Raw genomic sequence first — 12,144 nt, 5'->3', positions numbered from 1 at the left:
CGGTTTGGAGGAGGCCCGAGGAAACATGTTGGAACTGCGTAAAGTCTCGAAAATGGTGGGGGTGGATTATCACATTCACCCGACCGATCTGACGTTGCAGCGGGGTACGCTGAACGTCCTGCTCGGCCCCACGCTTTCGGGCAAGACCTCGCTGATGCGCCTCATGGCGGGCCTCGACAAGCCCACCTCCGGCAGCGTCTTCTTCGATGGCGTCGACGTCACCGGTGTGCCGGTACAGAAGCGCCAGATCGCCATGGTCTACCAGCAGTTCATCAATTATCCCGCGCTGACCGTCTACGAGAACATCGCCTCGCCGATGCGGGTCAAGGGCGTGGATCAGGCGACGATTGATCAGGAGGTCCGCAAGGCGGCCGACCTGCTGCGGCTTACTCCCTATCTCGACCGCACGCCGCTCAACCTTTCCGGCGGCCAGCAGCAGCGCACGGCGCTCGCCCGCGCCATCGTCAAGAAGGCCAATCTGGTCCTGCTCGACGAGCCGCTCGCAAATCTCGACTACAAGCTGCGTGAGGAACTGCGCGAAGAACTGCCGAAGATCTTCGCCGAATCCGGTGCGATCTTCGTCTACGCCACGACCGAACCCTCGGAAGCCCTTCTGCTCGGCGGCAACACCGCCACGCTCAGCGAAGGCCGCATCACCCAGTTTGGCAGCACCATCTCCGTCTATCGCAAGCCTTCCGATCTGGCGTCGGCGCGGATCTTCGCGGATCCACCGCTCAACACGCTCGACGTCACGAAAGTCGGCGGCCAGTTCCAGCGCGAAGGGCAGGCGGTTCTGTCGGTTCCCGCCCATCTGGCAGCCGTGCCGGACGGCCCCGTCACCATCGCCTTCCACCCGCACCACTTGTCCCTATCAGCACCAACCGGGGCCGTCGCGGTCAAGGCAAGGACGCTGGTCTCCGAGATTGCCGGATCGGAAAGCTTCATCCACGTCGAATATGGCAATGCCCGCTGGGTCATCCTCGAGCATGGCATCCACGACATTGAACCCGACCGCGACATTGATGTCTATGTCGATACCCGACACCTGATGGCCTTCGGTGCCGAGGGCCGCGCCCTTGGCGTCGCGCCCGAACTGGCAGCGTGAGGGAGGACCGACATGGCGCGCATCAATCTCGACCATATCCGCCACGCCTACACGCCGGCTGCTCGTGCGGCGGGCGATTATGCCCTGAAGGAAGTCCATCACGAATGGGATGACGGCGGTGCCTACGCTCTGCTCGGCCCGTCCGGGTGCGGCAAGACCACGCTGCTCAACATCATCTCGGGCCTGCTGCATCCCTCCGATGGCCGCATCGAGTTCGATGGCGTCGACGTCACCAATCTGCCGACCCAGGCCCGCAACATCGCCCAGGTTTTCCAGTTTCCGGTCGTCTACGACACGATGAGCGTCTTCGACAATCTGGCCTTCCCCTTGCGCAACCGCCATGTGTCGGAAGATCAGGTGAAGAGCCGGGTCAACGAGATCCTCGACATGATTGATCTCCAGCCCATGGCGCGCAAGCAGGCACAAGGGCTGACGGCCGACCAGAAGCAGAAGATCTCGCTCGGCCGCGGCCTCGTCCGCTCCGACGTCAACGCGATCCTCTTCGACGAACCGCTGACCGTCATCGATCCGCACATGAAATGGGTGCTGCGTTCGCAATTGAAGCGTCTGCACCGCCAGTCCGGCTTCACCATGGTCTATGTCACCCACGACCAGACCGAGGCGCTCACCTTCGCTGACAAGGTCGTCGTCATGTATGACGGCCAGATCGTCCAGATCGGCACGCCGGCCGAATTGTTCGAACGCCCGAGCCACACCTTCGTCGGTTATTTCATCGGCTCGCCGGGTATGAATGTCATGCCGGCCAAGGTCAGCGGCACGACCGCCACCGTCGGCGACCAGGCCATCGCGCTTTCTGGTGCGCCGAAGCTTGGCCAACAGTCGAAGATCGAACTCGGCATCCGCCCCGAATTCGTCCGGCTCGGGCGCGAGGGCATGCCGGTCACGATCTCTAAGGTCGAGGATATCGGCCGCCAGAAGATTGTCCGCGCCCGCTTCTGCGACCAGCCTTTGTCGATCGTCATCTCGGAAAATGCCGAGGTCCCGACCGATCCGAAAATCACGTTCGACCCCGCGGGCATCGGCATCTTCGCCGACTCCTGGCGCGTAGGCATGGAGGGCTGACAATGGAAAAGACCTGGAACAACAGGGCCTGGTTCATGGTCATTCCGGTCCTGCTGCTGGTGGCCTTCTCGGCCGTGATCCCGCTGATGACCGTGGTGAACTATTCCGTTCAGGACACCTTCGGAAACAACGAGTTTTTCTGGGCCGGCACCGATTGGTTCACCGAGATCCTGTCTTCCGACCGCTTCTGGAATGCGCTCGGCCGCAACATGATCTTCTCGATGATCATCCTGGCGATCGAAGTGCCGCTCGGCATCCTGATCGCGCTCAACATGCCGAAAAAGGGCTTAGGGGTACCGGTCTGCCTCGTTCTGATGGCACTACCGCTGCTTATCCCGTGGAACGTCGTCGGCACCATCTGGCAGGTCTTCGGCCGTGTCGACATCGGTCTTCTCGGCTACGTTCTGAACGCCATGGGCGTCGACTACAACCTGACGCAGGATCCGGTCGACGCGTGGATCACGGTCATCGCCATGGATGTCTGGCACTGGACCAGCCTTGTCGTGCTGCTGTGCTATGCCGGTCTCGTCTCAATCCCCGATGCCTATTATCAGGCAGCGAAAATCGACGGTGCCTCGCGCTTCTCCGTCTTCCGCTACATCCAGCTGCCGAAGATGAAGCGCGTGCTTTTGATCGCAGTCCTGCTCCGCTTCATGGACTCATTCATGATCTACACCGAACCCTTTGTCGTCACCGGCGGTGGCCCTGGCAATTCCACCACCTTCCTGTCGATCGACCTCGTCAAGATGGCCGTCGGCCAGTTCGACCTCGGCCCGGCAGCCGCCATGTCGATCATCTACTTCCTGATCATCCTGCTGATGTCATGGGTCTTCTACACCGTGATGACCGTCAGCGACGCAAAGAGCCAGTAAGGAGGCGCACTCGATGAGCAGTTCCGACGATCGTTCGCGCTTCGGCTTCCTGATCCCGACGATTTACATCGTCTTCCTGATCTTGCCGATTTACTGGCTCGTGAATATGAGCTTCAAGACCAACTCGGAAATCACCGGTGCGCTGTCGCTCTGGCCGGTGAACCCGACGCTTCACAACTATGCCGTGATCTTCACCGATCCGTCCTGGTACAAGGGCTATATCAACTCGATCATCTATGTCTGCCTGAACACGGTGATCTCCGTTGCCGCAGCCCTTCCGGCAGCCTACGCCTTCTCGCGTTATCGGTTCCTCGGCGACAAGCACCTGTTCTTTTGGCTTTTGACCAATCGCATGGCCCCGCCCGCCGTCTTCGCACTGCCCTTTTTCCAGCTCTATTCGGCTTTCGGCCTGATCGACACGCATATCGCCGTTGCCTTGGCGCACTGCCTGTTCAACGTGCCGTTGGCGGTCTGGATCCTCGAAGGCTTCATGTCCGGCGTGCCGAAGGAAATCGACGAAACTGCCTATATCGACGGTTACTCGTTCCCGCGATTCTTCGTGAAGATCTACATTCCGCTGATCGCGTCCGGCATCGGTGTCGCCGCCTTCTTCTGCTTCATGTTCTCCTGGGTCGAGCTCCTGATCGCCCGCACACTCACCACCACCGACGCCAAGCCGATCGCCGCCATCATGACGCGCACGGTCTCGGCCTCGGGCATGGACTGGGGCGTGCTGGCGGCAGCTGGTGTGCTCACGATCATCCCAGGCGCACTCGTCATCTATTTCGTTCGCAACTACATCGCCAAGGGCTTTGCCCTGGGCCGCGTCTGAGGAGGCGTCGATGAACTTCACATGGATGGCCTGGACGCTGCCGACGGCACTCTTCTTCATCGCAATCCTGACGCTCATCGTCTCGATGGCGGTCTGGGAATACTTCTCTCCTGGCGGCAACCCGCGTGTCGGCGTGCTGCGGTTTGAAACCACGCGCGGCGACCGCCTGTTCGTGTCGCTGCTCGGATCAGCCTTTATTCATCTCGCTTGGCTCGGCCTCGTTGGGCCGAACCTGTGGTGGGCTCTCGCTCTCTCCGTGGTCTACGCCATCGGCGTATTTCGCTACGTATAGAGCAAGACAACGGCGGATGGCGGCGGGAGGTCGCCATCCTGACGGACTGGAAACTCTGCAATCGCAACCTTAGGGAGGACGAAAATGCGAAAGCACCTTTTGACAACGACGGCGGCCATGCTGCTCGCCATGACCGGCGTGGCATTCGCCGACATGGACGCGGCGAAGAAATTCCTGGACACTGAGATCGGCGATCTGTCGACACTCGATCGTGGGGCCCAGGAAGCCGAAATGCAGTGGTTCATCGATGCGGCAAAGCCCTTTGCCGGCATGGAGATCAAGGTCGTCTCTGAAACCATCGCCACACATGAATATGAATCCAAGGTTCTGGCACCGGCATTCGAAGCCATCACCGGCATCAAGATCACGCATGACCTGATCGGCGAAGGCGACGTCGTCGAAAAGCTGCAGACGCAGATGCAGTCGGGCGAGAACATCTATGACGCCTATGTCAACGATTCCGACCTGATCGGCACCCACTGGCGCTATCAGCAGGCCCGTTCGCTGACCAAGTGGATGGCCAACGAAGGCAAGGACGTCACCAACCCCAATCTCGATCTTGCGGACTTCATCGGTACCAAGTTCACCACCGCTCCGGATGGCGACCTCTATCAGCTGCCCGACCAGCAGTTCGCCAATCTCTACTGGTTCCGTTACGACTGGTTCAACGACGAGAAGAACAAGGCTGACTTCAAGGCGAAGTACGGCTACGACCTTGGCGTCCCCGTCAACTGGTCTGCCTACGAAGACATCGCCGAATTCTTCACCGGTCGCGAAATCGACGGCAAGAAGGTCTATGGTCACATGGACTACGGCAAAAAGGACCCGTCGCTCGGCTGGCGCTTCACCGATGCCTGGCTCTCCATGGCCGGCAACGGCGACAAGGGTCTGCCGAATGGTCTGCCCGTCGACGAATGGGGCATCAAGGTCAACGAAAAGTCCCAGCCGGTCGGCTCTTGCGTTGCCCGCGGTGGTGACACCAACGGCCCTGCCTCAGTCTATTCGATCCAGAAGTATCTCGACTGGTTGAAGGCCTATGCACCGCCGGAAGCGCAGGGCATGACTTTCGGTGAAGCCGGTCCGGTGCCTGCCCAGGGCAACGTTGCCCAGCAGATGTTCACCTACACGGCCTTTACTGCAGACTTCGTCAAGAAAGGCCTGCCGGTCGTCAACGAGGACGGCACGCCGAAATGGCGTTTTGCCCCGAGCCCGCATGGCGTCTACTGGAAGGACGGCATGAAGCTCGGCTATCAGGACGTCGGTTCCTGGACGCTGATGAAGTCGACCCCTGATGACCGCGCCAAGGCCGCCTGGCTTTATGCGCAGTTCGTCACCTCGAAGACAGTGGACGTGAAGAAGAGCCATGTCGGCCTGACCCTCATCCGCGAATCGACGATCCAGCACAAGTCCTTCACCGACCGTGCGCCGAACCTCGGCGGTCTGATCGAGTTCTATCGTTCGCCGGCCCGCGTCCAGTGGTCGCCGACCGGTACGAACATCCCTGACTATCCGAAGCTGGCTCAGCTGTGGTGGCAGGCGATCGGCGATGCATCCTCGGGTGCGAAGACCGCGCAGGAAGCCATGGACTCGCTTTGCGCCGAGCAGGAAAAGGTCCTGCAGCGTCTCGAACGCGCTGGCGTCCAGGGTGACATTGGTCCGAAGCTCGCCGAAGAGCACGATCTCGAATACTGGAACAAGGATGCAGTCGCTAAGGGCAACCTTGCACCGCAGCTGAAGATCGAGAACGAGAAAGAAAAGCCGATCACCGTCAACTACGACGAACTGGTCAAGAGCTGGCAGAAGTGAGCCGGATCAGACCCTGATCATTGACAAGCGCCGGGGCGAAATCTACGCCCCGGCTTCTTCACATAAGGAGTTTGCGCCTGATGAGCGGTTACATTCTGGCCATCGACCAAGGCACCACCTCGACCCGATCGATGATCTTCGATCACGAGATGCACATCGTTGGTGTCGCCCAGCAGGAGTTCACCCAGCATTTCCCCGATTCCGGCTGGGTCGAGCATGATGCAGACGAGATCTGGCAGAGTGTGCTGGCGACCATCGAAAAGGCGCTGGCAGCCGCCGAGATCGCCATCACCGATGTCACCGCCATCGGCATCACCAACCAGCGCGAAACCGTCGTCGTCTGGGATCGCCAGACCGGCCAGCCGGTCAGCCGCGCCATCGTCTGGCAGGACCGCCGCACCGCCCGCTTCTGCGACGAGCTCAAGCACAAGGGGCTGGAAGCGCTCTTCACCCAGAAGACCGGCCTGCTGCTCGATCCCTATTTCTCCGGCACCAAGCTCTCCTGGCTGCTGAAAAACGTCGACGGTCTGAAAACCCGCGCCGAAAACGGCGAGATCTGCTTCGGCACCGTCGACAGCTGGCTCATTTACAAGCTGACCGGCGGCAAGGTGCATGCAACCGATGCGACCAATGCGTCGCGCACGCTCATCTACGACATCGGCGAAAACCGTTTCGACGACGAGCTTCTGTCCATCCTTGAGATCCCGCGTGCCATGCTGCCCGAGGTCAAGGACTGCGCCGACGACTTCGGCATTACGGACAAGGCTGTTCTCGGCGCCGAAATCCCGATCCTCGGCGTCGCCGGTGATCAGCAGGCCGCCGTCATCGGCAATGCCTGCTTCGAACCGGGCATGATGAAATCCACCTATGGCACCGGCTGCTTTGCCCTTCTCAACACAGGTACAGACCGCGTCACCTCGTCCAACCGTCTGCTGACCACGATCGGCTATCGCATGAACGGCAAGACGACCTACGCGCTCGAAGGCTCGATCTTCATCGCCGGTGCCGCCGTGCAATGGCTGCGTGACCAGATGGGCTTCGTCAAGGTCGCCTCGGAAACAGATGCATTGGCGAGCAAGGCAGACCCGAACCAGCGCGTCTATCTCGTCCCCGCCTTCACCGGCCTCGGCGCCCCCCATTGGGATGCCGACGCACGTGGCGCAATCTTCGGCCTGACCCGTGGCACTGGCCCCGCCGAATTCGCCCGCGCCGTGCTCGAAAGCGTCGCCTACCAGACGCATGATCTTCTCGAAGCAATGAAGAAGGACTGGACGGGTGCGAGCTCGCAGACGGTTCTGCGAGTCGACGGCGGCATGGTTGCTTCCGATTGGACGATGCAGCGCCTCGCCGACATCCTGGCCGCTCCCGTCGATCGTCCCGTCGTGCTCGAAACCACGGTTCTGGGTGCCGCATGGCTCGCCGGATCCCGCGCCGGTCTCTGGCCTGATCAGGCTGGTTTTGCCGCCACCTGGAAGCGCGACCGTCGCTTTGAACCGACGATGGAGACAGGCGAACGCGAAGCCGCCATTGCCGGCTGGCAAGACAGTGTCTCGCGCTGCCTCACCACGCGCTGAACCCCGGATACAAGTCTGCCGTCAAAGCATGGCAACCAGCGTCTCCAGCCGGTCGGCATCTTTCGGCAGCTTGTCCTGCCTCAACCGCGCGATGCGGGGAAACCGCATGGCAATCCCCGACTTGTGCCGAGTCGACCGCGCCAGCCCCTCGAAGGCGACCTCGACCACGAAGCCATGCTCCGGCTCGGCTCTGAGGCTGCGGACTGGGCCGAACCGCTCCACGGTGTTGTTGCGCACGAAGCGGTCGAGCACTTCCAACTCCTCGTCGGTAAAGCCGAAATAGGCTTTGCCAACTGGCACGAGCACATCGCCTTCGCCGGGAATCGCCGTCCACACCCCGAAGGTGAAGTCGGAATAATAGCTTGATCGCTTGCCATGCCCGCGCTGGGCATACATCAGCACCGCATCGGCATTCATCGGGTCGCGCTTCCACTTGAACCACGGCCCCTTGGCACGCCCCGCCTGATAGACGCTGTCATAGCGTTTCAGCATCACCCCTTCGATGACAGGATCCGGCGGATCTGCCCTCAGCCGTTCTAAGTCCTCCCAGCTCGAAAACGGCACCAGTGGCGAAAGGTCGAAACGGTTGGGCGCCTGCTGCTCAATGAGCTTCTTCAGACGGTCACGTCGATCGAGGAATCGTTCCGGGCGGACGTCCTCGGCACCGTCAAAGAGAATGTCATAGGCCCGGATAAAAACCGGATAATCTTCCAGCATCCGTGCCGTCACGGTCTTGCGGTTCAGCCGCTGCTGCAGATCGGAAAAGGTGCGGGTCGGCGCATTCGTCCGCGACGTGCCACCGACCAGCAGCTCTCCGTCGATCACCCCTTCGAACCGCGCCGCATCGGTGATGTCAGGAAAGGCACCGGAGATATCGTCGCCCGAGCGCGAATAGAGACGATTCCTTCCGCCCGCGCAGGACAGCTGCACCCGGATCCCATCCCACTTCCACTCCGCAGCGAAATCGGCCGGATCAAGCGTGGCAATGTCCCGATCCTCGATCGGCGTTGACAGCATCACCGAATGAAAGATCGCCGGCGTCGCCAGAACTGGTTTGTCCGTGCGGTCCTCCAGCCAATCAAAGAGATCGACATAGGGCGGCTTCAACCCGTGCCACAGGTTCTCGATTTCGGTGACATCCTTATTGCCGAAGATCGACAGCGCCTGCTTCGCCAGCCGCGCCGAAACCCCGATCCGCAAGCCCCCCGTCACCAGCTTGATCAGCGCAAAGCGCTCTGAGGTGTCCAGCCGATCGAGCAGATTGCGCATCAACCCGCGTGTCTCGCTCCTCCCCAGCCGCTGCAGCCGCTCAACAATCGCCGAGAGCCGGTCATCCTCTTCAGAGGCGGCTTCCGTGTCGAATGGCTCCCATACCAATGAAATCGTCTCGGCGAGATCCCCGACATAATCATAGGAATACTGGAACAGCACAGGGTCCATGCGCTCCAGCACAAGCTCTTTGAGCAGCGCCGGCTTCACGCCCTTGATATCAAGCCCCTCGGTCAGCGCCGCCACTGCATATCCTCGGTCAGGATCTGGCGTCGTCTTGAAATAATCGACGAGCAGGGTCAGCTTGCCGTTGCGGCTCGGCGTCAGCACCAGGCGGTCGAGAAGAGTGGCAAAAGCCTTCATTCCTCAATCCCCCTCGTCTTCGTAGCCAACGAGATGCAGCGGCCGGGCCGCGATGCCCGAGAGCTCGCACCAGCGCACCAGCGCCTCCTCGCGCCCGTGGGTGACCCACACCTCCTGCGGCTTCACTTCGCGGATCGTGTCGAGAAGTTCCGGCCAGTCGCAATGGTCGGAAATGACGAGCGGCAGCTCAACGCCACGCTGCTTGGCCCTCTGCCGCACCATCATCCAGCCGGACGCGAAAATCGGCAGTGGATCCTCAAAGCGCCGCGCCCAGCGGTCGTTGAAGGCGGACGGCGGACCGATCACGATGGCACCTTTCAGGCTTCCGGATTTCTTGTCTTCCGTCGTCGCCGGCCGCAACTCTCCAAGATCGATGCCCTGGGTCTCGTAATAGTCGCAAAGTCTGGCGAGCGAGCCATGAACATAGATCGGCTGGTCATAGCCGCCACGCCGGATCAGTGAAATCACCCGCTGCGCCTTGCCCAGCGCATAGGCGCCAACGAGGTGGCTTCGCTCCGGAAACTGCCGGAGCGAAGTGAGCAGCTTCTGGATCTCGCCCGCTGCCGGCGGATGGTGAAAGACGGGAAGGCCGAAGGTCGCCTCAGTGATGAACACGTCGCAAGGCACCGGCTCGAAACTGGCGCAAGTCGGGTCGACGCCACGCTTGTAGTCGCCGGAAACGACGATGCGCGTGCCGTCCTTCTCGATCTCGATCTGCGCCGACCCCAGCACATGGCCGGCTGGATGAAACCGCACGGAAACCCCGTTCACGACGATGGTTTCGCCAAATTCTGCAGCCTGCGATGCACCTGCAAAATCCTCGCCGTAACGGATTGCCATGATATCCAGCGTCTGGCGGGTCGCCAGCACATGCTGATGTCCAGACCGCGCATGGTCGGAATGACCGTGAGTAATCAGCGCCCGTCCGACCGGCCGCACAGGATCGACAAAGAAGTCACCGATCGGGCAGTAGAGCCCACCGGGCGTTGGATGCAGCAGGAGGTCTGGTTTGATCATAAAGGCAAGATAGGGCGGCTGGATGCCGCCCGCCAGTCGTCACGCAGCGTAACGTGACACCACGAGATAACCCGCAGCAGCAGCCGTTGCCGAAAGAACCGTGCCCCAGGCCATGTCGACCAGGCTGACGGAAAGCGACCATCCCTTGAGCGTTGCGAGGTTGGTCATGTCATAGGTGCCGTAGGCAAGGAGGCCGAGCAGAGCGCCATGCAGCAACGCCGTCACGACGCCGTTTGCATTAAGCGCCGGCATGACCGCGAAATAGACGAGGCCGATCACGTAGAACAGATAGAAGATCCCCGCCGGCGCGAAGTTTGGCGTGGCGAGCAGCAGCTCGCCGATATTCTGCCGATAAAACCCGATCGCCACGCGCGTCAGCCACAGATAGTCGAGTGCGAAGAAGACGATGGCCGTCGACACATAGGCGATCAGATAGGTCATGCGTCGTCTCCGCGAGGGCAGGGCGCGTGCCCCACCGGCCTCAAATTCCCAGAACAGGCTGCACGAGCCTGACGATCAGGCTCTTGAATTTCAACGGCGCATCCGTGACGGCAAGACAGATGCAATCCTCATCCGGCGTCGCGACCGGCTGATGCGTCAGCGTCTCGTCTGCCTCTTCCAGATCGCCGCGTCGAAACACGGTTGAGCCGTCCGTGAAGGCGCCCTTCAGCACCAGTGTCAGTTCCCGGCCGCCATGCGAATGCTCCGGCACAGGCTTGCCCGCCGGGATCTTCAGAAGCCGAACCTGGCTTTCTTTGTCGCCGGTCTTGATCGGGATGTGGTAGGCGCCGCGTCCGAGCGCTCGCCACTTCAAGCCGTTGACATCGGTGCCCAGATAGGACCGCAGAGGTTCCGGGAGAACGGCATCGCCTGTTGCAACGACTCGCGCCGGTGCCTTGGCGGCGGGCTTGTTCTTATCCGCGGCGATCTTGTCCATCATCGAAGTCCAGCTGTCGCTTGCGCTCGCGGTTTCCTCGACCTCGACCGCTTCCAGCAGTTCGCCGCCGGCATGTTCCATGAAAGAGAGACGGTCGCGGCAGCTTGGGCAGAGCGCCAGGTGCGTGGCAACCGCAATGCTCCAGCCTTCGGCCAATGTCCCGCTTGCGTAATCGAGCAGCAATTCGTCGCTGATATGGTGTTGAACTTGAGCGTTCATGCGCGCTCCTCCAAGGCTGCTCGCAATTTGGCGAAAGCCAAGCGGATGCGGGATTTCACGGTACCCATCGGCAGGCCGAGTTCGGCGGCGATGGTGCTGTGTGAGGCTTCTCTGTAGAATGACATCTTTAGAAGTTCGAGTTGTTCGGGTGGTAGGGTTTCCATGGCGCGCCGGAGCCGATCGGCTTCCTGGCGGCCTTCGAATTCGACATCCGCAGGCGGCACGTCATCGGGAACGAATGCCGGATCCGAGGGATCGAAGACGGGTCGCTTGGCGCGACGAAAGGCGTCGATACGCTGGTTGCGCGCAATCGTGAAAATCCAGCTGGACACGTTTCCGCGCGCCGGGTCGAATTGCGCGGCCTTGTTCCAGACGGCCAGCATCGTCTCTTGCATCAGTTCCTCGGCGGCCTGCCCATCGCGAGCGAGCTTCGCCATATAGGCGCGCACCTTCGGACCATAATGCTTGAAGATCGTCTCGAATGCCTCGACATCACGATCACGACCCACTGAAGCCAGAAGTTTCGCAAAATTCTGCGGCTCTAATTCATCAACCGATCCGGTCATCGAAACGCTATTTATCCCTCTTTGGGTCGCCGCCACGACTGTTTGCCGCGCTGTTCGCCCGGGATGACTGTGGCACGCATCGGCCCGTATGGGAATCATGTTGATCATGCAGGCAACTACGCCGGCTGCCGAAAAGCAGATCACCGCACATGAATTTAATGCCTCCCGTCGATCCACTCGCAAAAACCTTGCGTAATCAGCTGCAAAAC

General features: G+C 61.0%; 12 protein-coding genes. 7 read left to right on the top strand and 5 right to left on the bottom strand.

Annotated elements, in window-relative coordinates; translation table 11 throughout:
- Positions 1-25 precede the first annotated feature (25 nt).
- The 7 genes from ASE36_RS08105 (at position 26) to glpK (ending at position 7,564) form a co-directional block, all read left to right on the top strand.
- Positions 26-1,105, top strand: a complete 1,080-nt coding sequence (locus ASE36_RS08105; protein ID WP_062277463.1) for an ABC transporter ATP-binding protein — start codon at positions 26-28, stop codon at positions 1,103-1,105.
- Positions 1,106-1,117: 12 nt separating this feature from the next.
- The gene (locus tag ASE36_RS08100; protein ID WP_062277459.1) at positions 1,118-2,188 is read left to right on the top strand and encodes an ABC transporter ATP-binding protein; all 1,071 of its coding nucleotides are present in this window, start codon (positions 1,118-1,120) and stop codon (positions 2,186-2,188) included.
- Positions 2,189-2,190: 2 nt separating this feature from the next.
- On the top strand, positions 2,191-3,060 hold the full coding sequence (locus ASE36_RS08095) for a carbohydrate ABC transporter permease (protein WP_062277456.1): 870 nt from the start codon (positions 2,191-2,193) through the stop codon (positions 3,058-3,060).
- 13 nt (positions 3,061-3,073) lie between these two features.
- Positions 3,074-3,892, top strand: coding sequence for a carbohydrate ABC transporter permease (locus ASE36_RS08090; RefSeq protein WP_062277453.1), 819 nt, complete (start codon positions 3,074-3,076; stop codon positions 3,890-3,892).
- A gap of 10 nt (positions 3,893-3,902) precedes the next feature.
- Positions 3,903-4,184, top strand: coding sequence for a DUF2160 domain-containing protein (locus ASE36_RS08085; RefSeq protein ID WP_062277451.1), 282 nt, complete (start codon positions 3,903-3,905; stop codon positions 4,182-4,184).
- Between the two features lie 84 nt (positions 4,185-4,268).
- The gene (locus ASE36_RS08080) at positions 4,269-5,990 is read left to right on the top strand and encodes an ABC transporter substrate-binding protein (RefSeq protein WP_062277448.1); all 1,722 of its coding nucleotides are present in this window, start codon (positions 4,269-4,271) and stop codon (positions 5,988-5,990) included.
- Between the two features lie 80 nt (positions 5,991-6,070).
- Entirely contained in the window at positions 6,071-7,564 is a 1,494-nt protein-coding gene (glpK, locus tag ASE36_RS08075) for a glycerol kinase GlpK (RefSeq protein ID WP_062277446.1), read from the top strand.
- Between the two features lie 21 nt (positions 7,565-7,585).
- Here glpK and ASE36_RS08070 read toward each other — a convergent pair whose 3' ends face one another.
- The 5 genes from ASE36_RS08070 to ASE36_RS08050 are packed head-to-tail and all read right to left on the bottom strand — an operon-like array spanning position 7,586 to position 12,112.
- Complete coding sequence (locus ASE36_RS08070; protein WP_062277443.1) at positions 7,586-9,196, bottom strand: cisplatin damage response ATP-dependent DNA ligase; 1,611 nt, start codon at positions 9,194-9,196, stop codon at positions 7,586-7,588.
- A 3-nt stretch (positions 9,197-9,199) separates the two neighbouring features.
- Positions 9,200-10,210, bottom strand: coding sequence for a ligase-associated DNA damage response exonuclease (locus ASE36_RS08065; protein WP_062278211.1), 1,011 nt, complete (start codon positions 10,208-10,210; stop codon positions 9,200-9,202).
- 42 nt (positions 10,211-10,252) lie between these two features.
- The gene (locus ASE36_RS08060) at positions 10,253-10,654 is read right to left on the bottom strand and encodes a DUF2177 family protein (RefSeq protein WP_062277440.1); all 402 of its coding nucleotides are present in this window, start codon (positions 10,652-10,654) and stop codon (positions 10,253-10,255) included.
- A 40-nt stretch (positions 10,655-10,694) separates the two neighbouring features.
- On the bottom strand, positions 10,695-11,369 hold the full coding sequence (locus ASE36_RS08055; protein WP_062277437.1) for a ChrR family anti-sigma-E factor: 675 nt from the start codon (positions 11,367-11,369) through the stop codon (positions 10,695-10,697).
- Complete coding sequence (locus tag ASE36_RS08050) at positions 11,366-12,112, bottom strand: sigma-70 family RNA polymerase sigma factor (RefSeq protein WP_413813641.1); 747 nt, start codon at positions 12,110-12,112, stop codon at positions 11,366-11,368. The genes ASE36_RS08055 and ASE36_RS08050 overlap by 4 nt, the downstream gene beginning before the upstream one ends.
- Positions 12,113-12,144: the final 32 nt, after the last annotated feature.

It is taken from the genome of Rhizobium sp. Root274, from assembly GCF_001429245.1.
GTDB lineage: Bacteria > Pseudomonadota > Alphaproteobacteria > Rhizobiales > Rhizobiaceae > Allorhizobium.
Note: the sequence above shows the minus strand (reverse complement) of the source record. Positions and strands in the feature narration are given on the sequence as shown.